This is a genomic window from Streptacidiphilus monticola, assembly GCF_042658505.1.
Classification (GTDB): Bacteria; Actinomycetota; Actinomycetes; order Streptomycetales; family Streptomycetaceae; genus Streptacidiphilus; species Streptacidiphilus monticola.
Map to the genome: position 1 here is coordinate 102,167 of NZ_JBHSQJ010000084.1, position 26,109 is coordinate 128,275.

Here is a 26,109-nt window from a genome sequence, read left to right on the forward strand (position 1 = left end):
TCCTCTCAGAAGGCCAGCGCGCGGTCGACGCCGTCGAGCACGCGGTCGAGGTCGGGCAGGTAGGTCTCCTCCACCCGCGACGGCGGGTAGGGGGCGTGGTAACCGCCCACCCGCAGCACGGGGGCCTCCAGCGAGTAGAAGCAGCGCTCGGTGATCCGCGCCGCCAGCTCCGCGCCCAGGCCCATGAACACCGGGGCCTCGTGCACGACGACGGCGCGCCCGGTCCGGGCCACCGACTCGGCGACCGTGTCGAAGTCGATCGGAGAGAGCGAGCGCAGGTCCACGACCTCGATCTGGCGGCCCTCCTCGGCCGCCGCGTCCGCGGCCTCCAGGCAGACCTTGACCATCGGGCCGTAGGCGATCAGCGTCAGGTCCCGCCCCGGACGGACGACACGGGCCGCGTGCAGCGGGTGCAGCGGGGAACCGGTCGGGTCCAGCTGGGCCTTGTCCCAGTAGCGGCGCTTCGGCTCCAGGAAGATCACCGGGTCGTCCGAGGCGATCGCCTGGCGCAGCATCCAGTGCGCGTCCACCGGGTTCGACGGCGAGACGACCTTCAGGCCGGCGGTGTGCACGAAGTACGCCTCGTGCGACTCGCTGTGGTGCTCGACCGCGCCGATGCCGCCGCCGTAGGGGATGCGGATGGTGACGGGCAGTCGGACCTGGCCCAGCGCACGGGCGTGCATCTTGGCCAGCTGGGTGACGATCTGGTCGAAGGCCGGGTAGACGAAGCCGTCGAACTGGATCTCCACCACCGGGCGGTAGCCGCGCAGCGCGAGGCCGATCGCGGTGCCGACGATGCCGGACTCGGCCAGCGGGGTGTCGATGACCCGCTCGTCGCCGAAGTCCTTGTGCAGGCCGTCGGTGACCCGGAAGACGCCGCCGAGACGGCCCACGTCCTCGCCCATGACCAGGGTCTTCGGGTTCTCGTCCAGGGACCGGCGCAGCGCCTCGTTGAGCGCCTTGACCATGGTGAACTGCTCGACCGCCATCAGAGGTCCTCCCCTTCGCCCTCGAAGGAGGCGGCGTACGCGACGTACTCCCGGCGCTCCTCGTCCACCAGCGCGTTCTCCTCGGCATAGACATGCTCGAAGATCGACACCGGGTCCGGGTCCGGCATGGTCCGGACGCCCTCGCGCACCCGGCGCGCCAGTTGCTCGCTCTCGGCCTCGACCGCCTCGAAGAACTCGGCGTCGGCCCAGCCCTCGCGGGTCAGGTAGGCCTTGACCCGGGCGATCGGGTCCTTGAGCTTCCACTCCTCGACCTCGTCCGAGATCCGGTAGCGGGTCGGGTCGTCGGAGGTGGTGTGCGCGCCCATGCGGTAGGTGAAGGCCTCGACGAGCACCGGGCCCTGCCCGCTGCGGGCGTGGTCCAGGGCCCAGCGGGAGACCGCGAGGCAGGCCAGCACGTCGTTGCCGTCCACCCGGATGCCGGGGAAGCCGTAGCCGTCCGCGCGCCGGTAGAGCGGGACGCGGGTCTGACGCTCCGTCGGCTCGGAGATGGCCCACTGGTTGTTCTGGCAGAAGAACACCACCGGGGCGTTGTAGACCGAGGCGAAGGTGAAGGCCTCGTTGACGTCGCCCTGGCTGGACGCGCCGTCGCCGAAGAAGGCGATCACGGCGTCGTCGGTGCCGTCCTTGGTGATGCCCATCGCGTAGCCCGTGGCGTGCAGCGTCTGCGAGCCGATCACGATGGTGTACAGGTGGAAGTTCTTCTCGTTGGGGTCCCAACCGCCGTGGTTGACCCCGCGGAACATGCCCAGCAGGTTCAGCGGGTCGACGCCGCGGCACCAGGCCACGCCGTGCTCGCGGTAGGTGGGGAAGGCGTAGTCGCCAGGGCGCAGCGCCCGTCCGCTGCCGACCTGCGCGGCCTCCTGGCCGAGCAGCGAGGCCCACAGACCCAGCTCGCCCTGACGCTGGAGGGCGGTGGCCTCCGCGTCGAAACGACGGACCAGGACCAGGTCGCGGTAGATCGAACGCAGCTCTTCCGGAGTCGTCTCCAGGGCAAAACGGGGGTTCTCCACCCGTTCCCCCTCCGGGGTGAGCAGCTGCACCAGTTCCGGTGCAGCATCCAGGGCGGCGTCCCTCGCCCCCGTCGTGCTCTCGACGGTCACGTTCACTCCTCGGTCTGTCCGGTCTCCGGGGTCTCCGGCAACCGGTCCGGTCGCCTGCTCCGCGTGACGCGCTGGGTGTGCGCGAGATGTCGGATCGGCGGGTGGTGTGCCCTGATCCTCGCGGAGAAACGCTACCCAGGGGAAGACCCAATTGCAGTTGTGGTAGGACGTCCAACAACCCATATGTGATCAGACCATGAAAGTCTGTGCATATGACCGATAGCGGGCGAATCCGGGTGTTCCTCGTCGACGACCACGAGGTGGTGCGGCGCGGCGTGCACGAACTGCTCAGCACCGAGCAGGACGTCGAGATCGTCGGCGAGGCGGGCACCGCCGCCGAGGCGCTGGCCCGCATCCCGGCCGCCCGTCCGGACGTGGCGGTGCTCGACGTCCGGCTGCCCGACGGGAGCGGGGTGGAGGTCTGCCGGGAGGTCCGGTCGCAGCTGCCCGAGGTGCGCTGCCTGATGCTGACGTCCTACTCGGACGACGAGGCGCTGTTCGAGGCGATCATGGCGGGCGCCTCCGGCTACGTGCTCAAGGCGATCCGCGGCAACGACCTGCTGACCGCCGTCCGGGACGTGGCCGCGGGCCGGTCGCTGCTCGACCCGGTGGCCACCGCCCGGGTGCTCGACCGGCTTCGCGACGGCGGCAGGGCGCCGGAGGACGAGCGCCTGTCCGGACTGACCCGGCAGGAGCGGCGGATCCTCGATCTGATCGGGGAGGGCCTGACCAACCGTCGGATCGGCGAGGAGATGCACCTCGCCGAGAAGACCGTGAAGAACTACGTGTCCAGCCTGCTGGCCAAGCTCGGCATGGAGCGGCGGACCCAGGCGGCCGCGTTCGTGGCCAAAATGCACGCCGAGGAAGGCTGAGGGATCAGGAGGGTTCAAGAGTGATCAGTCGCGTGATCACGTGAACTGATCTTCGCCAACCGGCCAGTACCATCTGCGCCGTGACGTACCGTCAGCTTCTTGAGCCTCCTCCTGTCCCACCCGTCCCACTGTCGCCCCCAGCTGCGTCGGAACGGGTGGCGGGGGTCCCGGTCCGGGCCGTGCTGGCCCGCTACGACCTGGGCGCGCTGCTGAGCGCGGAGCGGGTCGGGCAGGGGCTGCTGAGCCGGGTGCTGCGGGTGCGCACGGAGGCCGGTGAGTTCGCACTCAAGCTCTACCTCAACGACACGGGTCAGGCCTCGGGACCCGTCATCGCCGGCCAGCACCGGGCCGTCGCGGCGCTCGCGGCGCACGGCGTGCCCGCGGTCGCCCCGCTCCCGGCGCGGGAAGGACGGACGCTGGTGCTGGTCAGAGGGCGTCGCTACGCTCTCTTCCCCTGGGTCCCGGGCGGACCGGCCCCTGCCGCTTACGCTTCGGAACAGGCGCGGGAGTTGGGGACGGTGCTCGGGCGGGCGCATGCACGGCTCGCCGATTTCCAGCCAACCCCGGTGCGGCAGGTTCGGGAGAGCGCCGACCCGGCCCGGACCCTCGCCGAGATCGACCACCTGCTCGCCCGGGCCCGGCTGCACCAGCCCCGCGAGGACGTGGACCTGCTGGCCGAGCACCACCTCCGGGTGCGGCGGGAGCTGCTCCGCGCCCACGCGGACGCCCGGCCGGCCCGGGACGAGGTACCCCCGGAAGGGTGGGTGCACGGCGACTTCCATCCGCTGAACGTGCTCTACCGGGACGGGCGGCTGGTGGCGATGATCGACTGGGACCGACTGGGTGTCAGACCCCGCGCGGAAGAGGCGGTCCGGGCCGCGACGCAGTTCTTCGCCCGCGCTGACGGCGTGCTCGATCTGGCCCGCGTCCGCGAGTACGCCCGGGCGTACCGGACGGCCTCCGGTACGCCGGTCTCTGACGTCCGCCTGGCGGTGCGCCGGGTGTGGTGGGAACGGCTCAACGACTTCTGGATGCTGCGGTGGCGCTACGCGCGTGGTGACAGCCGCCCCAGTTCCCTCTTCCCGGCTGCCGCCGCCCAGATCCTGTGGTGGACGGAGGACTACCAGCAGGTGCTCGACGCCTACACGAACTAGCCCCCGGCCAGGGGCCCTGAAGGGGCCTCAGGTCGTGCTGGTGGGTGTGGCCCCGCCGGTGGGGCCGTTGGCGGAGCCGGTCGTCGTGGTCGGGCTGATGGTCGGCGTCGCGCTCGGGGACGCGGGGGACGTCGGGGAGGTCGTCTCCGTCGGCGACGGCGAGGTGGTCTCCGTCGGCGTCGGGGAGGCCGTCGGGCTCGGCGATGTCGTGGGCGTGGAGCGGGTCCGGGTGGGGGTGGGCGTCGGGGCGGACGTGGTCGGCGCCTGCGTCGTCGCGGGGGCGGAGGTGGCCGGTGCCTCCGTCGTCGCCGGGGCGGACGTCGGCGGCGGGGTCGAACTCGTGCCGGTCTTGGGCGTGCCGCCGCCGTTGTGCAGGGCGAGCGCGATGCCCAGGGCCACCGCGGCCACACCCACCAGGACGGCGATCACCGCGAAGGCGACCTTGCCACGGCGCTCCGGCTCCTCCTCGTCGCCCTCGCCCTGGTACGCCACGGGCGTGCCCAACTGCGGGGTGCTGGGCGCGACCGGCACCGGCGGGGGCGCCACAGAGTTGATCTTCGTCGTGGGAGTCGCGGCCTCGGCCGCCAGGGCGGCGGGGGGCAGCACCTCGGTCATGCCCGTGGCGGCGTGCATCTGCCGCAGCGCGTGCTGCACGTGGGCCCGGAACTCGTCCGCCGTCTGGTACCGGTCGTCGGGCTCCTTGGCCAGCGCGCGCAGCACCAGCGGGTCCAGGCCGGCCGGCACCCTGGGGTTGGCCTGGGACGGCGGCACCGGCGGGTCCTGGACGTGCTGGTAGACCACCGACAGGGGTGTGTCCCCCGTGAACGGCGGTCGCAGCGCGAGCAGTTCGTAGAGCATGCAGCCGGTGGCGTACAGGTCCGAGCGGTGGTCCACCGGCTTGCCGAGGGCCTGTTCAGGCGACAGGTACTGGGGAGTGCCCATGACCATCCCGGTCTGGGTCATCGTGCTGGTGGCCCCGGTCAGCGCGCGGGCGATGCCGAAGTCCATCACCTTCACCGCACCCGTGCTCGTGATGATCACGTTGGCCGGCTTGATGTCCCGGTGCACGATGCCGTGCCGGTGGCTGTAGGCCAGCGCCTCCAGGATCCCGGCGGTGATGATGAGCGCCTGGTCCACGGGCGGCGGCTGCTCGCTCTGCAGCAGCTCGCGCACGGTGCGGCCCTCGACCAGCTCCATCACGATGTAGGGGACGCTCTCCCCGTCCCGCTGCTCCTCGCCGGTGTCGTAAACCGCGACCACCGCATGGTGGTTGAGCGAGGCGACCGAATGAGCCTCGCGGGTGAACCGCGAGCGGGCGATCCGGTCCTCGGCGAGTTCGGGGCGCAGCACCTTGATGGCCACGGTCCGCCCCAGGCGCACGTCCTGCGCGGCGTAGACCTCGGCCATGCCGCCGCGGCCGAGCCGGCGCAGGATGCGGTAACGGCCCTCGCCGAACACGGTGGGCACACCGTTGCTCCGGACCGACGGCTGCTCCTGCGTGGCCTCCTCCGCCGGCCGCTCGTCGGCCGGCGGGACGTCCGGGGCAGCTCCGTCGGCGGGGCGCTGCGGCTCGCCGCCGTCATCGTCCCGGGGGTGCTGCTCGTCTGCCATCGCTCTCCGCCGTACTCGTGCGCAACGTCTTCCGCAACGCTACCCGTTGGGGCAGGCCGGTGCGGGGACCGCGTGTTCGGACGGTCGCCGGGGAATCCTCAGCGACCTGTGGACTCTCCCGGCACGGCCGGGGCCGCCGCAGCCGGGCGGACCGGTGCCAGACCGTTGTAGCTCGGGTCGGTGTTCGCCTTCTTCTGGACCAGCCAGGCGATCAGCAGGGCGCCGAGCACGAGGACCGCGATGACGATGCCGACGGCCAAGGCCGCTGCCCCGCAGCCGCGTCCGGCGTGGCCCTTGCCCAGCGCGTCCGGTCCGGCCACCGGCCGCGGCGCCATCGGCGCACCCGTGGGACGCGGCGCCGCCACCGGCCTGGGCGCCATCGGCGCACCCGTCGGCCGCGGCGCGGAGGTGGCGTACGGCGGCGGAGTGGGCCGCGGCTGCGGCACCGGCGTCGGCCTCGGCTGCGCGTAGGGTGGCGGGGTCTGACGCGGCGTCATCCCCTGCTGCGGGTACGGCGGCGGGGTCTGCGGGTAGGGCGTGGGCGTCCTCGGGGCCTGCGGATAAGGCGTGTTGAGGGGACCCTGCGCGTGCGGGAACACCGCGTTCTGCCCGGAGCCGCCGACGTTGCCGAACCGGGGTCCGCCGCCGACCACCTGCGGAGTGTTCGCGGCGCTGCCCGCTCCCGAGGCGACCCGCAGGCACTCGGCCCGCATCTCGTCGGCGCTCTGGAACCGGTGCGCGGGGTCCTTCCGCAGCGAGCGGGCGACCAGCGCGTCGACCTCCGGCGGCACTGCGGTGTTCAGGCTGGACGGCGCCGGGGGCGTCTCCTGGACGTGCATGTACGCCATACCCAGGGGCGTGTCCGACTCGAACGGCAGCCTGCCGGTGAGGAGTTCGAAGAGCAGGCAGCCGACGGAGTAGAGGTCCGCGCGGGCGTCCACGCTCTTGCCCAGCGCCTGCTCGGGGGAGAGGTACTGGGGAGTGCCGACCACCATGCCGGTCTGCGTCATCGAGGTGACCCCGGACTGCATGGCACGGGCGATGCCGAAGTCCATCACCTTGACGACGCCGCGCTTGGTCATCATGACGTTGGCGGGCTTGATGTCCCGGTGGACCAGCCCCTGCTCGTGCGAGGCGGACAGCGCCGCGAGCACGTCGGCGGCGATGTTCAGCGCCTTGGCGGTGGGCATCGCCCCCTGCTCGGCGATGTCCTTGCGCAGCACGTTGGAGAGGGAGTCGCCCTCCACGTACTCCATCACGATGAAGGGGACGGGGACCCCGTCGGTGTCGTCCTCGCCGCTGTCGTAGACGGCGACGATGTTGGTGTGGTTGAGCCGGGCCACCGCCTGGGCCTCACGGCGGAAGCGCTCCCGGAAGGACGCCTCCCGGGACATCTCGCCGAGCATCGTCTTGACGGCGACGGGACGCTCCAGGACGGTGTCCTCGGCCAGGTGCACGGTGGCCATGCCGCCCTGACCGAGCAAATCCCTTAGTACGTAACGGCCGTGACCAACCGTCCGCGACTCGCTCATCCGCCCGTGCCTCTCTCCCCCGGCTCCCCTCGGGAGCTCGCCCGCTAAGGCTAGCGGCGAACACCTGCCTCCACCCACCCCGGTGCCCCGAAGGCCCCGCCAGGGGCCCGTGGGGCCCCTCCAGGGGCGCGAGGATCCCCACCCTTCGGGCAGGAGGTGCCCCCAACCCTTCGGGCGGGAGGTGCCCCCACCGCGACCAGCCCACCACTCGGGGGGCCGGCCTGCGGTCAGGGTCGAACCTCTCTCAGTGGTGGGCTGGTCGCGCAGTTCCTCGCGCCCCCGGAGGGGCCCCGCGCGTGCCTAGAGGTACGGACCGGAGCGGAGGGGGCCCTGGGACTCGTCGTCGGGGTGTGCGCCGCCCGCACCGGGCGGCAGCGCACGGCGCATCTGCTCCAACTGCGCGCGCGCAGCCATCTGCTGGGCGAACAGCGCGGTCTGGATGCCGTGGAACAGGCCCTCCAGCCAGCCGACCAACTGCGCCTGGGCGATCCGCAGTTCGGCCTCGCTCGGGATGGCCTCCTCGGTGAACGGCAGCGAGAGCCGCTCCAACTCCTCGACCAGCTCGGGCGCGAGACCCGCTTCCAGCTCCTTCACCGACGAGGCGTGGATCTCCTTGAGCCGGGCCCGGCTCGCCTCGTCCAGAGGCGCGGCCCGTACTTCCTCCAGCAGCTGCTTGATCATGCTGCCGATCCGCATGACCTTGGCGGGCTGCTCCACCATCTCGGTGATCGGCAGTTCCCTAGGCTCCTCCTCCCCGGAGCCGGAGCCCTTTCCGCCCGACTGCGAAGCCGTGGCGGGGACCGCTCCGACGGGGAGTCCGTCGGGGCCGACGATCAGGACCTGGGGGCCGTCTTCGGGCCGTGGGTTCATCGGCGTGTTCATGGGCGCCATTCTCCCTCAGGCGTGGTGAAGGCGAGGTCAGAGTTTCCGGATCCGCCATCCGAACAGTGCGGCCCCCGCGCCGATCAGCGCCAGGCCGATGCCCAACGGCAGCCAGCGGCGGGCGAGTCGTACCGCTCCGGTGTCGCGCATGACGTCGAGCACCTGCGCCTCGGGGGCGGCGGTCACGACGGCCCGCGGGCCCAGCGGCGGCGGGACCTGGCCGGGAGGTCCCCAGCTGAGCAGGCCGTCCTGGTGTGTCCGGTGCCGTCCGGACCGGTCGGCCGACGCTGTGGGGGAAGCGGAGGCCGAGGCGGACGACCCCGCGTCCGACGCGGTCGTCCCCCCGGTCCCGCCGCTCGGCGTCGGGCTCGGGTCCGCGGGGTGGCTGGGCAGCAGCGGGCTCAGTACGGGCACCGGGAGCCCGGAGAGTTGCAGGGTCGGACTCGCGGTGGGGTCTGCCGAAGCGCTCGGGCCGGTGGTCTGCGCTGAGGGCGCGTCGCTCGTGGCCGACCCGGTGGGCGAGTCCGGTACGGAGGCGGGGGCCGAGGGCGTCACCGGCAGACCCGGTCGGGAAGGGGCGCCCGGCACTCCGGGGAGCGACGGCCACACCAGTGTCACCGTGCCGCCACCCGGCAGCGGCAACTGGATCGTGCCGCCGCCCCGGCAGGGTTTGCACTCGGGCGAGGCCTCCGCGGGCGACGCCGCGCCCGCCAGCAGCAGCAACGCGGCGGCGCCGGATGCCGACGCCGCCTTGACCGTGCCCGCAATGCCCCTCATACCAGACAATTAGGACAGCCTGCCGTGGCCCCGGCAAGCCCGGTTCACCCGGGCGCGTCCCGGAGAACCGCCAGGGTCAGCGGGCCAGCACGATCTTGCCGATGTGCGCGCTCGACTCCATCAGCCGGTGCGCTCCGGCCGCGTCCGCCATCGGGAAGACGCGGTCCACGACGGGCCGCACCGAGCCCGACTCGACCAACGGCCACACGTGCTCGCGCACCGAGGCCACGATCGCCGCCTTCTCGTCCAACGGCCGGGCACGCAGACTGGTCGCCGCGATCGCCGCACGCTTCGCCATCAGCTTCGACAGGTTCAGCTCGCCCTTCACCCCGCCCTGCATGCCGATGACCACCAGCCGGCCGTTCACCGCCAGGGCGTCCAGGTTCCGGTCCAGGTACTTGGCACCCATCACGTCCAGGATCACGTCCGCCCCGCCCAACTCCCGGACGGCTTCGACGAAGTCCTGCTCCCGGTAGTTCACCAGCACGTCCGCACCCAGCTCCTGACAGGCCGCCAGCTTCTCCGCCGACCCCGCCGTCACCACGACCCGCGCGCCCACGGCCTTGCCCAGCTGGATCGCCATCGTGCCGATGCCGCTGGAACCGCCGTGGACCAGCAGCGTCTCCGCCGGGCGCAGATGCGCCACCTGGAACACGTTCGACCAGACCGTGCAGACGACCTCGGGCAGGGCGGCCGCGTGGACCAGGTCCACCCCCTTGGGCACCGGCAGCAGCTGCCCGGCCGGGACGACCACCCGCTCCGCGTATCCGCCGCCGGCCAGCAGGGCGCAGACCTCGTCCCCCACGGCCCAGCCGGCGACGCCCGGCCCCAGCTCGACGACCCGTCCGGACACCTCGAGCCCGGGGTAGGCCGACGCCCCCGGCGGCGGGTCGTAGAAGCCCTGCCGCTGCAGCACGTCCGCCCGGTTGACCGCACTGGCCGCCACCTCGACCAGCACCTCGCCCTCACCCGGCACGGGGTCGGGTACCTCCGACCACACCAGCTCCTCGGGACCACCGGGCTTCGCAATCGTGATCGCATGCATGGCCACGACGCTACTCGCAGACCCGCCGGATACCGTGCTCGGGTGATCCGTCTGCCCGCTGTGTTCCGCCGAGCCCTGCCCGCGCTCGGGCTCTACGCCGGGATCCGGCTGCTGGGCCTGGCGGTCCTGGCCGCCTGGGCCGGGGCGGAGGGGCGCAGCCCGCACCAGCTGCTGTCCGCGCGCTGGGACTCGCTCTGGTACTCCGACATCGCGCGGCACGGCTACTTCTGGCCCGGCTATGTCGCCAGTCCGCACGCGCGCGGCGCCGGTGCCCACTCCCACCTGGCCTTCTTCCCCATGCTGCCGTGGCTGGAGCGGCTGCTGCACGCGGCCACCGGTCTCTCCGAACCGGACGCCGGCCTGGCCGTCAGCGCCGTGGCCTCGCTGGCGGCGGCACTCGGGATCTTCGCGGTCGGGGAGCGGGTGGCCGGCACCCGGGCGGCCACCCTGCTGGTCGTGGTCTGGGCGGCACTGCCGATCGGCGTGCTCCAGTCGATGGCGTACACCGAGTCCCTGTTCACCGCGTTCGCGGCGTGGGCGCTCTGCTGCGTCCTGCGCGAACGCTGGGTGGCGGCAGGCGTGTTGGCCTCGGCGGCGGGCCTGACCCGGCCCTCGGGAGCGGCCGTCGTGGCCGCGGTCTGGGCCGGTGTGGCCCTGGGCCGCGGCGGCGGCCGCTGGCTCGGCGCCGCGATCGCCCCCCTGGGCCTGGCCGGCTACGTGCTCTGGGTCGGCGCCCGGACCGGCCGCGGTCTGGCCGGTTACCTGCGGATCCAGGGCGACTGGGGCAACGGCTTCGACTTCGGCGCAGCGTACGGCCGGTTCGTCTGGCGGCAGTTGACGAACTCCCCCGGCGCGGGGATCGGCCTGCTGGCTTTCGTCGCGCTGGTGCTGTGGGCCTACGCGGCGTGCCTGAGGCAGCGTCAGCCCGTGCCCCTGCTGGTCTACACGGGGGTGATCGTCGCGATGTCGCTGGGCGCGCAGGCGTACTTCAACTCCAAGCCGAGGCTGCTGCTGCCGGGATTCCCCCTGTTCCTGCCGCTCGCCACCTGGCTCGCCACGCTGCGTCCCCGCTGGACGGTCGCCCTCCTCACCGCGCTCGCCGCGGCGTCCGCCGCGTACGGAGCCCTCTGGCTCCTCGGCCCCGGCCCCCCGTGACCCTGGAGGCCCCGTCAGGGGCCTTTTCAGGGGCGCGAGGAACTGCGCGAGAAACACACCACTCGGGGAAGTCCGGCCCGCAATCGGGGTCGAACCTCCCCGAGTGGTGGGTCGGTTGCGCAGTTCCTCGCGCCCCTGCGGGGCCCCTGCGGGGCCGCGGGGCGCTACAGCGGGATGGTGGGATCCGTGCGCCGGATGGCGATGACGCGGTCCATGGGCTGCAGCCTGCCCGCCTCGGGCTCGTTGTACGCCAGTCTGCGCTTGCCCCGGACCACCGCCACCACCAGGTCGCCGCACTCGGCGGGGCTCCTGCCCACCTCCGACGCCCGGACCGGCCGGTCGATCACGTCCAGTCCGTTGCCGACCGTCAGCAGGTCGTCCAGCACCGCGCCCGAGTTCGGGCTCAGCGCCGAGACCCCCAGCAGGCGGCCGGCCGAGCTCGACGTGGTGATCACCGACGTCGCCCCGCTCTGCCGCAGCAGGGGGGCGTTCTCCTCCTCGCGGGCCGCCGCGGTCACCACCGCGGTGCGGTTCAGCTGACGTACCGTCAACGTGGCCAGCACCGCAGTGTCGTCCCGCTGCGGGGCGATGATGATGTGCGCGGCACGCTCGATCTCCGCCCGGCGCAGCACCTCCGTCCGGGTCCCGTCGCCCATCACGGTCGCCAGGCCGTCGCTGTTGGCCACCGCGACCGCCTTCTGCGTCGGGTCCACCACCACGACCTGGCCCCGCTGCACGCCCTTGGTGAGCAGCGTCTCCACCGCGTTGCGGCCCTTCGTGCCGTAGCCGATCACCACGACGTGCTGGTCCAAGGACGACCTCCAGCGGTTGATCCGCCACAGCCGACGGGTGCGGGTGGTCAGCACCTCCAGCGTGGTGCCGACCAGGATGATCAGGAAGAGCACGCGCAGCGGCGTGATCACCAGGATGTTGACGAGCCGTGCGCCCGCGCTGACCGGCGTGATGTCGCCGTAGCCGGTCGTCGAGAGGGTCACCGTGGCGTAGTAGAAGGAGCCCAGCAGGTCCGGGTGCCCCCGTGCGCTGTCGTGGTAGCCGCTGCGGTCGGCGTAGACGAGCAGTGCGGTCAGGACCAGCACCAGCAGGGCCAGCGCCAGCCGGCGCAGCACCTGCCGCAGCGGGGGCTCGACGTGCTCCGGCAGGCGGATCCACTGCAGCCCTGCCTCGGCCGTGTCCTCCTCCCGCGTCAGCATCCGCCGGGGACCTCGAGGATCTCGACGACCTCCCCCGGCGCCACGCCGCCGGGCGGCACGACCGCGAGTCCCTCGGCCAGCGCCAGGCCGCGCAGCATCGCCGGGCCGTCGAACCCTAGCGGGACCGCGCCCCGTTCGGGCAGCAGGACCGGGACCAGCCGGGCGTCGTGCGGGTGCCAGGGCAGCGCGGCCGCGGCGGGGCAGCGGTAGGGCTCCGTCGCGGGGAGCCCCGCCAGCGTACGCAGCAGCGGTTCCGCCAGCGTCGCGGCTCCGGCCACGGCGGCGAGCGGGTTGCCGGGAAGGCCGACGATCCAGCGGCCCGGGGCGAGCCGGGCCAGCAGCATCGGGTGCCCCGGGCGGACGGCGACCCCGTCGACCAGCAGCTCCGCGTCCAACTCCCGGAGCGCGTCGTGGAGATGGTCCACTGGCCCGGCGGCCGTGCCGCCGGTGGTGACCACGACGTCGGCGGTGCAGCCGCGCAGCGCGGTGGTCAGCGCGCCCAGGTCGTCCGGGATCCGGTGGGGCTCCGCGTCCCCCGCCGCGCCGTACCCGCGCAGCCAGGACGGCAGCAGCGGGCCGAGCGCGTCGCGGATCCGGCCGCCGCTGGGGACACCGGAGGTCAGCAGCTCGTCGCCGAGGACGAAGAGCTCGACCGACGGACGCCGACGGACCGTCAACCCGTCCCGTCCGGCGGCGGCGGCGAGCCCGAGCACGGCCGGGGTGACCACGGTCCCAGCGGGCAGCAGCGTCTCGCCGCGGCGGCACTCCTGCCCGCGCGGGCGGATGTCGCGGCCGGTGGCCAGCGGTTCGGCGCCGGTCTCGCGGAGCTGACCGTCCGTCACCTCGCCGTCCTCGCGGCGGAGTACGGCCGTGGCGTCGGGCGGGAGCGGTGCGCCGGTGGCGATGCGGACGGCGCAGCCGTCGGGCAGCGCGGCCGCGCAGGCGCCGCCGGCGAGCCCGGTCGCCGCGTCGGTGGCCAGCAGACGCCAGGGGCCGGGGCCGGACACCGCCCAGCCGTCCATGGCGGAGGTGTCGAAGGCGGGGAGGTCGGTGGCGGCGGTGAGCGGCTCGGCGAGGGCCGCGCCGAGCGCGGTCGCGTCGGCGGCCACGGTGACCGGCGGCAGCGGCACGGCCGCGCGGGCGGCGGCCCGCCGGGCCTGGTTCCAGCTCAACTCGCGCACGGGCTGCCGTTCCTGCCCCTCTTCCGCGTCCACGTCGTAGGGAACGTCTCCCCCGGTCAGGGCAGGCGAATCGGCCGAGCCGGGGCGGCGGGGGGCCGGCTGCAGGAACGGGTAGGCGGCCAGCAGGTCCGGCCCGGCGCCGGAGCCGGTCATTCCCCGCGTTCCCAGCGGGCGGCGAGCGACGACATCTTGGCGGCGGCCTCGTCGACGGCCACGGTCCCCCCGCCGGCCCTGGCGGCGGCGTACCCGACCAGGAAGGCGGTCAACGGCGCGGCGGGGCGCGCGATGTTGTGGGCGACGTCCTTGGTCATGTCGAGCAGCATGCTCGTGTCCACGGTCAGGTCATCGAGCCCGAGCTCGGCTTTCGCAGCGGCGATCCATTCATCCAGCACGCCCCTATGTTCCCCGACGCCCCTCCACGACGGGCACACCGGCACGCCTTGTTCCGCTGCGCGCCGGTCGGCTGGTACTGCCCCCGGCACAGGAGGCGGGGTCCGCTTCGCCCGGTGAAGGCCCGAACTCCGCGCGCAGCGCGGTGTGTTCAGACCCATGTCCCGGCGGAGTCGGGTCCGCCGTGGGCCTTCGGCCGGGTGCGGCCCAGGGGCATGAACGTCCGCCCCCGCGAGGGCCGGTCGAGCACCGGGTGATCGGGCGGTCCACGTGGTGGGGCGTCAACGGGGGCGGCTCGCCGCTCGGGCCCGCGCGAGGCGGACCTGTTCCCAGGTGTCGACGTCCACGCCCGCCCCGAGGGGGTCGGGCAGGCGGTGGGTGGCCAGCGCAGCGACCACCTTGCGGAGCGGGGCGCCGTTCGGATCTCCGAGCGTGGCGAGCTGCCGACGCAGCGGCGCCGTCCGGTAGACGGCGACCAGGGGCTGGTCGCGGCCGTCGCCGTCGACCAGCATCGCGACGGCCACGCCGGGCGTCACCGCCCCCGCCCGCAGGCGGTCCACGGTCCCCGCGTCCAGGAACGGCAGGTCCGCCGCGGCGACCAGCACCTGATCCGCCGTCACCGCCTGCAGCCCCGCCGCGATCGCCGCGACCGGGCCGCCACCGGGCGGGTCCTCGCGGACCCACCGCACCGGCCGCTGCGTCGGCCGCTCCGGGCCGACCACGACCAGGGTCCGGGCGCCCGCGTCCGCGCAGGCCGTCAGGACCCGGTCCAGCAGCGTCACCCCGCCGATCCGGAGGGACGGCTTGTCCTCGCCGCCCAGACGCCGGGCCGCGCCGCCCGCCAGGACCAGTGCGTCGAAAGGCTCCAGCTCCATGTCCTCAGTCTCCCCGGTCCTGTGCTCCCGATCATTCCCCTGCCTGAACTAGCCTTCCGCTCGTGCCCGACCACCAGCAGGACACCGAGACGCCCGCCATACCCGCGACGCCCGCGACGCCCACACCACCCGCGGTCCCGGCGCAGCGCGACGCGCCGCAGGAAGGGGCTCCGCCACGCGGCCGCGCCGTCACCCTCGTCCTGGCCGCGGCCGCGGTGGCGCTGCTCGGCGCCGCCGCCTACCACCTGGGCACGGTCTTCCTGGCCATCGCGCCCGCCAACCCGGTCTCGCAGCGCTACCAGAACCAGGTGACGGCACACGTCTATCCGGAGTTCGAGCAGAACTGGCAGCTGTTCGCGCCCAACCCGCTGCAGCAGACCGTCCACCTCCAGGCCCAGGTGCAGACGCTCCAGGGCGGCGTCCGCACGGACGAGGCGTGGATCGACCTGACCGACGAGGACCTCGCCGCGATCCGCGGCAACCTCCTGCCGAGCCACGTCCACCAGAACCTGCTGCGCCGGGCCTGGGACTACTACACCTCCTGGCACGACGACCAGGACGAGCACTCGACCGGCTACGGCGGCCCGCTCTCCGTCGAGTACCTCAAGCGGTTGGCGCTGCAGCGGATCGGCCGCACCTGGCACGGGCAACCGATCGTGCAGCTCCGACTGCGTGCCGAGACCGTCCCGGTCTCCGGCCCCGGGTGGACCGGAGCCGCCCAGCACACCGCGCCCGGCTACCGAACGCTGGGCTGGTGGGCCGTCTCCGCCGACGACTTCACCGGGCTGACGCTGGAGGCCACGCCATGATCGCCGACCGGGCCGCCCGCATGCTGGACGGACTGACGCTCCGTCCGGTCGCCCCCTACCAGGCGGCGATGGTCCGCATCGGCTTCGCGCTGACCTTCGGCGCGTTCCTGCTCCGCGAGTGGCCGCACCGGCTGGAGCTGTACGGCGACGGCGCCGCCTGGAGCGGCGACCTGGCGCGGCAGATGCTCGCGCAGAACCACTCCTTCACGGTGCTGGTGTGGTCGGACTCCCGGGTGTGGTTCGAGTGCGTCTACGCGGCGGCCATCGCCGTGAGCGCCCTGCTGCTGCTCGGCTGGCGCACCCGGGCGACGACGCTGCTGTTCCTGGTGCTGGTGCTGTCCGTGCAGAACCGGGCCGTGCTGGTCGGGGACGGCGGGGACAACGTCGTCCACCTGATGGCCCTGTACCTCCCGTTCACGCGGTGCGGCGAGGTCTGGTCGCTGGACGCGAGGCGTCCCCCGCGCGGCCGCGACCGGTCCGGCCCGGTGCTGTGGCTGATGCTGGGGGCGGCGTTGGCGGCCGCCCAGGTGAGCGGCTTCGCGAAACTGGGGATGCTGGACTTCGGCTGGTACTCCTGGGGGACGTTCTTCTGGGCGTACTGGGCCGCGGTCGGCATCTGGTGGTCCGTCAACCGCCGCGTCCCGCAGGGCGAGTGGCACCGCCTGCTGAACGGTCTGGCAAACCTGGTGCACACGGCGGCGATGCTGGTCATCGCGGCGGAGGTGTGCCTGGTCTACGCGACGGCGGGCTGGTACAAGATCCAGGGCTCGCTCTGGCAGGGCGGCACCGCGGTCTGGTTCCCGCTCCACATCCCGTACTTCGAGCCCTGGCCCGGCCTGTCGGGCCTGCTGTCGGGCAGCGCGGTGGTGCTGACGCTGGTGACCTACGGCACGGTGATCATGCAGGTGGGGTTCCCGTTCCTGGTGTTCAACCGGCGGATCAAGAACGTCCTGCTGGTGCTGATGATGGCCGAACACGTGGGCATCGCGGTGGCGCTGGGCCTGCCCTTCTTCTCCCTGGCCATGATCGCGGCGGACTCGGTGTTCCTGCCCACGACGTTTCTGCAGCGCGTGGGCCACGGGGGTGGCGCCCTCCGGCACCGCCTGGCTACCCGCGTGCGCCACTCGAACCCGCGCTCTTCCTTCGCCCCTGACCGCCCGGAGCAGGCCGTTTCCGGGGGTTGAGGGCGATTCGGCGAGGACAGGGGAACGTCGACGCGTTCCGATGGGCTGATGGCGCCCCTCGGATGAGGAGTCGCCGGCCGGGCCGCCGTCGGGCGCCTCACCGAGCAGCGGCAGGCCGAGAGCCACCTCGGGCCCTCCCGGCGGCCTTCGGCTCCGCCGACGAAGTCATCCGGTCCTTCCGGGAGTTCCGGCGACAGCACCCCGGACCGGACCGCCGCGTACCCCGGCCCCGGCTTGGCTTATCGGGCATCGCCGAAGGTCAGGAATGGGTTCCCTGCCAGTGGAAGAGGGCCATTCCCACGCTCGTCGCCAGGTTGAAGCTGGAGACGCCGGGGCGCATGGGGATGGCCACCAGGGCGTCCGCGCGGGCGCGGACGGACGCGCTGAGGCCCTGGCGTTCCGAGCCGAAGGCGAGGACCGCGTGGGGCGGGATGTCCACCGCGTGGAGGTTCTCGCCCTCGGGATCCAGGGCGAGCAAGGGACCGCGCCCGGTGGGGATCTGATCCGGCGTCACCCGCTCCACCGGGACCGCGAAGTGGAGGCCCGCGCCGCCGCGGAGGGCGTTCGGGTGCCAGGGGTCGAGGTCCCCCGTCGTCAGCACGCCCGCCGCGCCGAAGCCCGCGCAGAGGCGGACGACGGCGCCCACGTTGCCGAGGTTGCGGGGATTGTCCAGGAGGACCGTCGGGCTCTCCGAGGCCGCTACCCGGGCCAGGTGGTCCACAGCCCGCGGACGCCGGGCCAGGCCCGCCACCTCTGTGGCGTGCAGGCGCGGCAGCAGCGCGCGGAGCGCGGCCCGCGGCACGTCGACGAGCAGGGTGTCCAGCGGCGCGGCCACGTCCGGAGCGAGGTCCGCCGCCAGCGCCCGCACGCCCGGCCGGTCCGAGGTGAGGACGACGGGCACCTCCGCCCCGAAGCGCAGCGCGTGCTTCAGCGCGTGGAAGCCGTCGAGCAGGACGTACTCGGGCGAGGCGGCGAGTTCCGTCCAGCGGGCCAGGGCAGCGGCGTCGGTCACCCGCCTACCCTACGGGCGGGTTCGCGGGCGAGAACTCCGGCTCGGACCAGCGCAGTGGCAGCGCGCCGGGCAGGTGCACCACCTGGTCCACCGTCAGCTCGACGGCACGGTCCGCGGCGTCCCACTCGACGGCCGCCCGCCCCTGCACGAGCAGCAGGTCGCCCGTCTCCCAGTCGGGGACGGCCAGCCCGGCCGAGGGATTGACCTCCAGGTTTCCCAGGGACATGAACGCCGCGTTCCCGGGGTAGTCCGGCCAGCGCAGCCGGGTCGGCGAGAGCACCCGCAGGAAGCCGGGGTTTCCGCCGCGGTGGGAGATGTCGGCACGGCCCTCCGCGTCGGCCGTGGCGAGGAAGAAGGTGTCGGCGGTGGACAGCCGTACTCCGTCGGCCACGCCCAGTTCCGGGCCGCGACGGACCGGGCCGGGCCGGACGGCGGCGTCGGACGCGGCGACCACCTGCCGCTTCTGGATGTACTTGGGGCAGTTGGAGAAGACCTCCTCCGTCCGGATGCGGACGCCCTCCGCCGTGGCGACCGCCCGCCCGTTGACCCGCATCCGCCGACGCGTCGTCGGCTCCAGCGCGAGGGTGCCGAGGCGCGACCGGGCACCCTCGGCGAAGAGCGGGGCCAGCGGGTCGCCCGCCGTGGGTCGGGCGGCCACCCGGACGGTCCGCGGGTCCGGCGCGGTGGCGAACCCTGCCGGACCGGACAGGACGGTGGCCCACACCCGCCCCTCCTCGTCCACGGCCCCCACGGCCAGCAGTTGACGGTCCGCCAGGAACCGCGCCGCCACGTCGGGAATCTCGGTCCGCAGGCTGCGGGCGAGATGGGCGGCCCGGTCCGTCTCGCCGGCCCGGCGCTGGGCGGCCAGCTCGCCGGGGTGGTAGCCGGGCCCTTGGAGGACGGCCATCAGAAGAACCCGCAGGTCGGCGCCGAGGCGACGGGAGGCTCGGCAGCGCCGTCGATCGCGGGCGTGTAGACCTCGAGCCGGGTGCCGTCCGGGTCCTCGAAGAAGATGCCGCCCGAGGTCCGGCTCGGGCCGTGCGGGACGATCCCGTCGTACTGGAAGCGGGCGCCCCGCTCCTTGAGCGACCACTCGACCTCCTTGACCGCCTCCACCGAGTCGACCTCGAAGGCCAGGTGGTGCAGGCCGGCCAGGTCGCGCTGGTGCGCGTCGGCGGCCTGCTGCCAGAGCGTCAGCACGAGCCGCCCGTCCCGCCCCAGGCGGGCGTAGCGGTGGCCCGGCTCGGTGTCCTCCCCCGAGCCGCCGAGGTGCTCGAAGCCGAAGACCTCGCGGTAGAAGCGCAGCGACCGGTCGAGGTCGGTGACGTTCAGGCCGACGTGGCCGGTGTGGAGCTGGGTCACGGTCATGATCTCTCCCTCTGTCTAACCGGTATGGATGACAGTAGGGGTTAGTCACGGCGAAGGCAAACCGGTTCACGACCCCTGAAGGGTTAGACTTGCCGGCATGACCGAGGATCCCCGCCCGCTGCCCGACGAGCCGCTCTCGCTCGACCTGGTGAACACCTTCAAGCGCGGCTTCGACCTGTTCGCGGAGGAGGGCGGGACCGCACTCTGGCTCAAACTGCGGGGCCTGGAACGAAGTTCGGACGAGGACGCGACACGCGACGCGCTGCTCTTCACAAGGGTCGCGCTGCGCGCGGCAGTTGCCGATCCGGCGGACGTGGAGGGTCTCAACAAGGTGCTGGCGCACGGCCGGATCCAGCGCGTGCTCACTCCGGCCGGACCGCGCGACGAGCTGCAGATCGACGAACCCGCTTGGCTCCCCGCGTGGTTGGCGGCGGACGACTTCCTCAAGCTGGTCGCCAGGGGACGCGACCGGATCCGGGTCTGCGCCCACGAGAGCTGCATTCTGCACTTCTACGACACCTCGCAGAACGGCCGCCGCCGCTGGTGCTCGATGGAGCGCTGCGGCAACCGCGCCAAGGCGTCCCGCCACTACAGCAAGGTGGCCAACGCGAAGGGGCGCGGGGAGACCCCGCGCCCCTGAGGGGAGTCGGCCGCCGTCAGCGGCGCGCCGCCCGCGCCCGGCCCAGGACCTGGGAGAGGGCGATGACCAGCATGGTGCCGAGCAGCATCATCGAGCCGATCACGTCGATCTGGACCGGATAGGACCGCTGCACCGAGCCCCAGATGTACATCGGGAAGGTCTCCAGCTTGCCCGCCGTGAAGACCGTGATGATGTAGTCGTCCACCGAGATCGCGAAGGCCAGCAGGGCCGCCGCCGCGATGCCGGGGGCGACCAGCGGCAGCGTCACCTTCATGAAGGTCTGCGTCGGCGTGGCGTACAGGTCCTGCGCCGCGCGCTCCAACGTCGGGTCCATGCCCGCGAGTCGGGCCTTGACCGTCACCACCACATAGCTGACGCAGAACATCACGTGGGCGATGGTGATGGTCCAGAAGCCCATCGAGCCGGGGCCGATGGTGTTGAAGAACAGCGCGGCCAGCGTCGCGCCCATGACGACCTCGGGGGCCGACATCGGCAGGAAGAGAAGGGCGTTGATGCCGGAGCGGGCCTTGAAGCGGTGGCGCACCATAGCGAAGGAGATCATCGTCCCCAGCAGCGTGGCGACCACCGTCGCCACCAGGCCGATCTCCACCGAGAGGCCCAGACTGTGGCACATCTCGTTGCTGGCACAGGGGTTCTTCCACCCCTCCAGCGAGAAGCCGTTCCAGGTGTAGTTGTACTTGCCCTCCTGCCGGTTGAAGGACATCCACAGGATGACCACGTTCGGCAGCAGCATGAAGACGAAGACCAGGAAGGCCACCACGCCGAGCGCGTGCTCGCGGGCCCAGGCCAGCGGGGACTTCCGTCGCACCGCGAGCGGAGCGGTCTGAGCAGCCATCAGAGCAGATCCTCCGTCCCGGCCTTCTTGATGTAACCGAGCACCAGCACCAGCGTGCCCACCATCATCACCACGGACAGGGCCGAGCCCGCCGGGTAGTCGCTGGTGCTGCGCAGGAACATGTACTCGATCTTCTGGCCGACCACGCCGGTGTTCGCGTTGCCCAGCAGCTGGGCGTTGATGTAGTCGCCGACCGCCGGGATGAAGGTCAGCAGGGTGCCCGCCACCACGCCGGGCATGGACAGCGGCAGGGTGATCCGCCGCCAGGTGGTGAAGGCGTTGCAGTAGAGGTCGGCCCCGGCCTCGTGCAGCCGGTGGTCGATCTTCTCCAGCGAGGTGTAGAGCGGCAGGATGCAGAACGGCAGGAAGTTGTAGACCATGCCGCAGACCACCGCGGCGGGGCTGTTGATCACGTGGTCGCCGACGGTCCAGCCGAGCGCCGAGGTCACCTTGAGGATGTGCAGGCTGTTCAGCGCGTGCACCACCGGCCCCTGGTCGGCCAGGATCGTCTTCCAGGCGATGGTCCGGATCAGGAAGCTGGTGAACGAGGGCACGATCACCAGCGCCATCAACAGGCTCTTCCACCTGCCGCCGCGGAAGGCGATGAAGTAGGCCACGGGGTACGCCAGTGCCAGGCAGAACACCGTGCACAGCACGGAGTAGACCAGCGAGTGCGACATCTGCGGCCACGTCAGCCTGAGCGTGTCCCAGTAGTTGCTCCAGGCGTAGTGCCACTGGACGGTGAAGCCCTCGTCGTAGTTGCCGTGCTGGAACGAGGCGGAGACCGCCGTGAACATCGGCACCAGGAAGAACAGCACCAGCCAGAGCAGGCCGGGCGCGAGCAGCAGCCAGGGCAGCAGGTTCCGCCGCGGCCTGCGCTCCTCCGCCGGCGGAGCCGCCACCTCGGGCGGCTCGGCGGTCAGCGTTCCGGTCGTCACGCGGCGGCCTCCTCGTCCAACTCCGCACCGGCGTCGATGTCCTGGCCGCCGTCGAGGCCGAAGCCCTGGCTCGGGTCCCAGTAGACGGAGACCTCGGTGCCGGGGCGCTGGATGGCGCGGCCGGTGTTCTGCTCGAACACCGAGAACTCCTCGCCGCCGGCCAGCCTGACCAGGTACTGGGTGGAGACGCCGATGAAGGAGGTGTCCACGACCGTGCCGCTGAGCACGTTGGAGCCGGCCGGGATCCCGCTTGCGTCGGTGGCGAGTTGGGCCTTCTCCGGGCGGACGCCGAGGATCACCGCGCCGCTGCGGACCTTGCAGCGCCTCGCGTCCGCGGTGAGCTTGCTGCCGTGCGCGGAGATGGTCACGACGTCGCCGGTCACGCCCTCGACCGTGCCCTGGATCAGGTTGGACTGCCCCAGGAAGTTGGCGACGAAGGTGGTCTGCGGGTTCTCGTAGAGCTCCGCCGGCGAGCCCATCTGCTCGATCCGCCCGGCGTTCATCACCGCGATGGTGTCGGCCATGGTCATGGCCTCCTCCTGGTCGTGGGTGACGTGGACGAAGGTCAGTCCGACCTCGGTCTGGATCCGCTTGAGCTCGATCTGCATCTGGCGGCGCAGCTTGAGGTCCAGGGCGCCCAGCGGCTCGTCCAGCAGCAGCACCTGCGGCTGGTTGATCAGGGCGCGGGCCAGGGCGATGCGCTGCTGCTGGCCACCGGAGAGCTGGCCCGGCTTGCGCTTGGCGACGTGGCCCAGTTCGACCAGGTCGAGCATGTCGGTGACCTGCTTCTTCACGTCCTTGATGCCGCGGCGGCGCAGGCCGAAGGCCACGTTCTCGAAGATGTCCAGGTGGGGGAAGAGCGCGTAGTTCTGGAAGACCGTGTTGACCGGGCGCTGGTAGGGCTTGCGGTCGGTCACCTCCTCCTCGCCGAGGAAGATCTGACCGATCGTCGGGTCCTCCAGGCCGGAGACCATACGGAGCGTGGTGGTCTTGCCGCAGCCGGAGGCGCCGAGCAGGGCGAAGAAGGAGCCCTGCGGCACGGTGAGGCTGAGGTCGTCGACGGCGGTGAAGGAACCGTAGCGCTTGGTCAGCCCGACCAGGCGCAGGTCGCCGCCCGCGCTGCGGCCGAGTACGTCGTTGGAGCTCATCGAGCTTCTCCTGTCCGGGAGTTGACTGTCCAGGTGGGGGCGGCGGTCACTGGCCGATGACCTGCTGGAAGCGGTGGGTGTACTCGTCCAGCTGATGGATCTCCAGGGCCATGAAGCCGTGGGAGTTGGCGCGCATGGCCGAGGTGGGGACGATCAGCGGGTTGCCCGCGGCGTCCGGGTCCAGGTCCTTCAGCGCCGCCTCGGCGCCCTTGACCACGGGGATGTACTCGATCCAGTCGTCCAGCTCGGCGGCGACCTCGGGCTGGAGGTAGTAGTTGAGCAGCCGTTCGGCGTTCTTCTTGTGCCGGGCGAAGTTGGGGATCACGCAGTTGTCGCTCCAGGAGAGCAGTCCCTCCTTGGGCAGGTTCACGGTGACCAGGTAGTCCTTGCCCAGCTGGGCGACGTCACCTGAGTAGGCCATGGTGACCGCGGTGTTGCCGTTCTGGAAGTCGGACAGGTAGTCGTTGCCGGTGAAGGTGCGGATCTGCCCGGAGTTCTTGGCCTGCCGCACGTACTCCAGCGCCTTGCTGAACTCGGCGTCGGTGAACTTCTCCGGGTCGGCGCCGGTGGCCAGCATGGCGAGCGCCATGGTGTCCTCCATCTCGGAGAACAGCGACACCTTGCCGTGCAGGTCGGCGCGGGTGAAGACCTCGGCGATCGAGGTGATGGGCTGCTTCACCAGCTTGGAGTTGTAGGCGACGGTGGTGTAGCCGTAGGCCCAGGGGATGGAGAAGAGACGACCCGGGTCGCCCGGGTCCTTGAGCACGTCCGGCAGCAGGTTGGCGTGGTTGGGGATGTTCGCCAGGTCGAGCTGCTGGATGTAGTCGTAGGTCCGGTACTTGGGGATCATGTAGTCGCTGACGACCATGATGTCGTAGCCGGGGTCGATGCCCTTGACCAGCGAGGGGTCGATCTTCGTGTACCAGTCGTTGTTGTCGTTGACGACCTCGAGGTACTGGACCCTGATCCCGGTCTGCTTGACGAAGGCGTCGAGCGTGGGCCGCTTGTTCTGGTCCTTGTCGTCCACGTCGATGTACTGCGGCCAGTTGGCGAAGACCAGGCTCTTCTCGGCGTCCGAGTAGTCGTGGCCTGCCTGGCCGGTGGCCTTGACGCCCTTGGGGACGACATGTCCGGGTACGCCGCAGGCGCTGAGGCCGGCCGCACCGGCCAGCGCGGCGCCGCCCCTGAGCAGCGAGCGCCGGCTCATCCGCGCGGCGGCGGCACGGGTTCGCGTGCGGTTGGCGAACCGCAGCAGGTCGATCGAACGGGGACCCGTCATGGGGGAGGAGGGCCTTTCTCTCGCGGACGTGCACCACGGGTGCGACTCAGTGCCGCGTCAGGGAGCCCGACGCGGCACTGGCGGCGATTCCGCAGAGATTAGGGGGCGCCGCTTGTGTTTTCCACGGCCCTACGCTGTGTTGACCCCGAAATCGTTATCAACCGAGCCGTTCGGCAACGTGATCCGCACCTGCCCCTCACCCTCGGTGATCCGGGGTTCTTTCGGCTACCTACAGCCTGTAAAAGGCGAAACAGCTCTCTTTCTGCTCTGCAAATTCCATTCGGTTCCCCGGGCACGCATGATTCAGGGGCGCGGGACCTTCGGCCCCGCGCCCCTGGATATCCGCTCGCGGCGGTTACGCCGGGCGGCGTACCTCCATGACGCGGAAGCGGTTCGCCACGAAGGCCGAGTCCGCGTAGGCGGCGTTGGCGGCCGGGTTTGCGCCGGTGCCGTGCAGATCGGAGAAGGCCGCGGTCTGGTTGACGTAGACCCCGCCGGTCAGGTTGAGCGAGAGCGAGACGCCGGCGTCCACGCAGGCGCCCACGACGCGCCATTCGGTGTCGGCGTCCGTGGTGTAGGCCAGGGCCGTCATGGCACCGCGCTCACGGACCGTGCGCTCCATCAACTCGATTCCCTCATGGGCGGATTCGACGGCGACGGCGAAGGCCACCGGGCCGAAGCACTCGCCGGGCAGCTCGTCGCGGGCGGCGTCCAGGACCACCAGAGCAGGGGTGCGGGAGACCGCCTCCGGGAACTCGGGCACCGTCACCGCCCTTGGCGCCAGAGCGAGTTCGCCGTACTCGCCCTTGCCGGCCCGCTCCACGCGGTCGAGCACGCCCGGGTTGACGATCGCGCCGAGCAGCGCCGCCGCCCGACTGTCGTCCCCCAGAAGCGAGTTGACGGCGCCGACGAGGTCGTCGACCACCTCGGTGAAGGACTTGACGCCCTGGTCGGTGGCGACACCCTCGCGCGGGATGAGCAGGTTCTGCGGGCTGGTGCACATCTGCCCGCTGTACAGGGAGAGCGAGAACGCGAGGTTGGAGAGCATCCCCTGGTAGTTGTCGGTCGATGCGATCAGCACACTGTTCACACCGGCCTTCTCGGTGTAGACGAGCGCCTGGCGGGCGTTCTCCTCGAGCCAGTCACCGAAGGCGGTGGAGCCGGTGTAGTCGATGATCCTGACCTCGGGACGGACGGCGAGCGTCTTGGCCAGGCCCTCTCCCGGAAGCTCCGGGGCGAGCAGGACCACGTCCGGCGAGAACCCGGCCTCGGCCAGCACCTCACGGGCGACGGCGACCGTCAGCGCGAGCGGCAGCACCGCCCGTGGGTGCGGCTTGACCAGCACCGGGTTGCCGGTGGCCAGGGAGGCGAACAGGCCGGGGAAGCCGTTCCAGGTGGGGAAGGTGTTGCAGCCGATCAGCAGCGAGACGCCGCGCGGGCGGGTCACGAACTCCTTCTCCATGACCAGCGGCTCGCGCTTGCCCTGCGGCTTGGTCCACTCGGCGCGGGCCGGGATCCGGGTCTGCTCGGCGTAGGCCACCGCCACCGCCTCGAGGCCGCGGTCCTGCGCGTGCGGGCCGCCGGCCTGGAAGGCCATGCCGAAGGCCTGGCCGGTGGTGTGCATGACGGCCTGGGCGAACTCGGTGGAGCGCGCGTTGATCCGCATCAGGATCTCCACGCAGACCGCGGCGCGGAACAGCGGCGTGGCCTTGGCCCAGTCCGCCTGGGCGGCCTCCATGGCCGCGAGGAGCGCGTCCGGGGAGGAGGCGTGGGGGTAGGCGATCCCCAGCTCCGGACCGTACGGCGAGACCTCGCCGCCCTGCTCGGGGCCTGGGCCGACGCGGCCGTCCGTCCCGGGCTGGTCGGTCAGCAGCTCACCGCCCTTCAGCGCCTCGAAGGCGGCGGCCCCGTCGGCCACGGCGGTCTCGCCGTAGGCCTTCGGGAACTCGGGGAACGGGGACCAGTAGTCCCGACTGGCCAGCGCCGCCACGGCGCGGTCCAGAACGGCCTGGTGACGTTCGATCAGGGGGTGGTGAGCCATGGCTGCGCACTCCTCGTGAGGGCTCCGGCGACACTGCCT

The 26,109-nt window shown here is 72.2% G+C and carries 23 protein-coding genes and 2 pseudogenes; 6 read left to right on the plus strand and 19 right to left on the minus strand.

Going from position 1 to position 26,109, the window contains the following annotated elements:
* Window positions 1-5 precede the first annotated feature (5 nt).
* Window positions 6-989, minus strand: a complete 984-nt coding sequence (locus tag ACFP3V_RS21060; protein ID WP_380585701.1) for an alpha-ketoacid dehydrogenase subunit beta — start codon at window positions 987-989, stop codon at window positions 6-8.
* Entirely contained in the window at window positions 989-2,110 is a 1,122-nt protein-coding gene (pdhA, locus tag ACFP3V_RS21065; RefSeq protein WP_380585703.1) for a pyruvate dehydrogenase (acetyl-transferring) E1 component subunit alpha, read from the minus strand. The genes ACFP3V_RS21060 and pdhA overlap by 1 nt, the downstream gene beginning before the upstream one ends.
* 212 nt (window positions 2,111-2,322) lie before the next feature.
* Here pdhA and ACFP3V_RS21070 point away from each other — a divergent pair, with 212 nt between their 5' ends.
* Together ACFP3V_RS21070 and ACFP3V_RS21075 are read left to right on the plus strand one after the other, a co-directional pair.
* Window positions 2,323-2,982: a response regulator gene (locus ACFP3V_RS21070; RefSeq protein WP_380585705.1), complete on the plus strand. Its 660-nt coding sequence runs from the start codon at window positions 2,323-2,325 to the stop codon at window positions 2,980-2,982.
* A gap of 155 nt (window positions 2,983-3,137) precedes the next feature.
* Complete coding sequence (locus ACFP3V_RS21075; RefSeq protein ID WP_380585707.1) at window positions 3,138-4,136, plus strand: phosphotransferase; 999 nt, start codon at window positions 3,138-3,140, stop codon at window positions 4,134-4,136.
* Between the two features lie 27 nt (window positions 4,137-4,163).
* On the opposite strand, the gene ACFP3V_RS21080 is transcribed toward ACFP3V_RS21075, so the two are convergent.
* From ACFP3V_RS21080 to ACFP3V_RS21100, 5 genes are all read right to left on the minus strand, one after another.
* The gene (locus ACFP3V_RS21080) at window positions 4,164-5,747 is read right to left on the minus strand and encodes a protein kinase domain-containing protein (protein WP_380585709.1); all 1,584 of its coding nucleotides are present in this window, start codon (window positions 5,745-5,747) and stop codon (window positions 4,164-4,166) included.
* 98 nt (window positions 5,748-5,845) lie between these two features.
* Window positions 5,846-7,279 carry a protein kinase domain-containing protein gene (locus ACFP3V_RS21085; RefSeq protein WP_380585711.1) on the minus strand — a complete coding sequence of 478 codons (1,434 nt, stop codon included), beginning with the start codon at window positions 7,277-7,279 and terminating at the stop codon, window positions 5,846-5,848.
* Window positions 7,280-7,579: 300 nt separating this feature from the next.
* Window positions 7,580-8,161: a bacterial proteasome activator family protein gene (locus ACFP3V_RS21090; RefSeq protein ID WP_380585713.1), complete on the minus strand. Its 582-nt coding sequence runs from the start codon at window positions 8,159-8,161 to the stop codon at window positions 7,580-7,582.
* Between the two features lie 36 nt (window positions 8,162-8,197).
* Window positions 8,198-8,938 (minus strand): hypothetical protein, encoded by a 741-nt coding sequence (locus tag ACFP3V_RS21095; RefSeq protein ID WP_380585715.1) that lies wholly within the window; start codon window positions 8,936-8,938, stop codon window positions 8,198-8,200.
* Between the two features lie 76 nt (window positions 8,939-9,014).
* On the minus strand, window positions 9,015-9,983 hold the full coding sequence (locus ACFP3V_RS21100; RefSeq protein WP_380585717.1) for an NAD(P)H-quinone oxidoreductase: 969 nt from the start codon (window positions 9,981-9,983) through the stop codon (window positions 9,015-9,017).
* A gap of 42 nt (window positions 9,984-10,025) precedes the next feature.
* On the opposite strand from ACFP3V_RS21100, the gene ACFP3V_RS21105 reads away from it, so the two are divergent.
* Window positions 10,026-11,138 carry a hypothetical protein gene (locus ACFP3V_RS21105; protein ID WP_380585719.1) on the plus strand — a complete coding sequence of 371 codons (1,113 nt, stop codon included), beginning with the start codon at window positions 10,026-10,028 and terminating at the stop codon, window positions 11,136-11,138.
* Window positions 11,139-11,302: 164 nt separating this feature from the next.
* Here ACFP3V_RS21105 and ACFP3V_RS21110 read toward each other — a convergent pair whose 3' ends face one another.
* The 4 genes and pseudogenes from ACFP3V_RS21110 to mobA form a co-directional block, all read right to left on the minus strand.
* On the minus strand, window positions 11,303-12,349 hold the full coding sequence (locus tag ACFP3V_RS21110; RefSeq protein WP_380585721.1) for a potassium channel family protein: 1,047 nt from the start codon (window positions 12,347-12,349) through the stop codon (window positions 11,303-11,305).
* Window positions 12,343-13,683: a molybdopterin molybdotransferase MoeA gene (locus tag ACFP3V_RS21115; protein ID WP_380585723.1), complete on the minus strand. Its 1,341-nt coding sequence runs from the start codon at window positions 13,681-13,683 to the stop codon at window positions 12,343-12,345. Before ACFP3V_RS21115 ends, ACFP3V_RS21110 begins: the two co-directional genes overlap by 7 nt.
* Window positions 13,680-13,934: pseudogene (locus tag ACFP3V_RS21120) on the minus strand (DUF6457 domain-containing protein); the annotation flags it as partial. The gene ACFP3V_RS21115 and the pseudogene ACFP3V_RS21120, both read right to left, overlap by 4 nt.
* A 288-nt stretch (window positions 13,935-14,222) precedes the next feature.
* Window positions 14,223-14,795 (minus strand): annotated as a pseudogene (gene mobA, locus ACFP3V_RS21125) (molybdenum cofactor guanylyltransferase); the annotation flags it as partial.
* 62 nt (window positions 14,796-14,857) lie between these two features.
* Between mobA and ACFP3V_RS21130 the strand changes: the two are divergent.
* A complete protein-coding gene (locus ACFP3V_RS21130) occupies window positions 14,858-15,604 on the plus strand; it encodes a DUF5819 family protein (protein WP_380585725.1) in 747 nt (248 codons plus the stop codon).
* On the plus strand, window positions 15,601-16,788 hold the full coding sequence (locus tag ACFP3V_RS21135) for an HTTM domain-containing protein (protein ID WP_380585727.1): 1,188 nt from the start codon (window positions 15,601-15,603) through the stop codon (window positions 16,786-16,788). Before ACFP3V_RS21130 ends, ACFP3V_RS21135 begins: the two co-directional genes overlap by 4 nt.
* Window positions 16,789-17,047: 259 nt before the next feature.
* Here the strand turns inward: ACFP3V_RS21135 and ACFP3V_RS21140 are convergent, their stop codons facing one another.
* Genes ACFP3V_RS21140 through ACFP3V_RS21150 form a run of 3 tightly spaced genes read right to left on the minus strand, consistent with a single transcriptional unit; the run spans window position 17,048 to window position 19,171 of the window.
* Window positions 17,048-17,800 (minus strand): TrmH family RNA methyltransferase, encoded by a 753-nt coding sequence (locus ACFP3V_RS21140; RefSeq protein ID WP_380585729.1) that lies wholly within the window; start codon window positions 17,798-17,800, stop codon window positions 17,048-17,050.
* Window positions 17,801-17,804: 4 nt separating this feature from the next.
* Complete coding sequence (locus ACFP3V_RS21145; RefSeq protein ID WP_380585731.1) at window positions 17,805-18,707, minus strand: pyridoxamine 5'-phosphate oxidase family protein; 903 nt, start codon at window positions 18,705-18,707, stop codon at window positions 17,805-17,807.
* On the minus strand, window positions 18,707-19,171 hold the full coding sequence (locus ACFP3V_RS21150; RefSeq protein ID WP_380585786.1) for a VOC family protein: 465 nt from the start codon (window positions 19,169-19,171) through the stop codon (window positions 18,707-18,709). Before ACFP3V_RS21150 ends, ACFP3V_RS21145 begins: the two co-directional genes overlap by 1 nt.
* Before the next feature lie 94 nt (window positions 19,172-19,265).
* On the opposite strand from ACFP3V_RS21150, the gene ACFP3V_RS21155 reads away from it, so the two are divergent.
* Entirely contained in the window at window positions 19,266-19,808 is a 543-nt protein-coding gene (locus tag ACFP3V_RS21155) for a CGNR zinc finger domain-containing protein (protein ID WP_380585733.1), read from the plus strand.
* Window positions 19,809-19,824: 16 nt separating this feature from the next.
* On the opposite strand, the gene ACFP3V_RS21160 is transcribed toward ACFP3V_RS21155, so the two are convergent.
* The 5 genes from ACFP3V_RS21160 to paaN all read right to left on the minus strand — a co-directional run bounded on the left by ACFP3V_RS21160 (window position 19,825) and on the right by paaN (window position 26,070).
* Window positions 19,825-20,664 (minus strand): ABC transporter permease, encoded by an 840-nt coding sequence (locus ACFP3V_RS21160; protein ID WP_380585735.1) that lies wholly within the window; start codon window positions 20,662-20,664, stop codon window positions 19,825-19,827.
* Window positions 20,664-21,602, minus strand: coding sequence for an ABC transporter permease (locus ACFP3V_RS21165; RefSeq protein WP_380585737.1), 939 nt, complete (start codon window positions 21,600-21,602; stop codon window positions 20,664-20,666). Before ACFP3V_RS21165 ends, ACFP3V_RS21160 begins: the two co-directional genes overlap by 1 nt.
* On the minus strand, window positions 21,599-22,750 hold the full coding sequence (locus ACFP3V_RS21170; protein WP_380585739.1) for an ABC transporter ATP-binding protein: 1,152 nt from the start codon (window positions 22,748-22,750) through the stop codon (window positions 21,599-21,601). The genes ACFP3V_RS21165 and ACFP3V_RS21170 overlap by 4 nt, the downstream gene beginning before the upstream one ends.
* A gap of 46 nt (window positions 22,751-22,796) precedes the next feature.
* The gene (locus ACFP3V_RS21175; protein ID WP_380585741.1) at window positions 22,797-24,029 is read right to left on the minus strand and encodes an ABC transporter substrate-binding protein; all 1,233 of its coding nucleotides are present in this window, start codon (window positions 24,027-24,029) and stop codon (window positions 22,797-22,799) included.
* A gap of 355 nt (window positions 24,030-24,384) precedes the next feature.
* Window positions 24,385-26,070 carry a phenylacetic acid degradation protein PaaN gene (gene paaN / locus ACFP3V_RS21180; protein WP_380585742.1) on the minus strand — a complete coding sequence of 562 codons (1,686 nt, stop codon included), beginning with the start codon at window positions 26,068-26,070 and terminating at the stop codon, window positions 24,385-24,387.
* Window positions 26,071-26,109 lie beyond the last annotated feature (39 nt).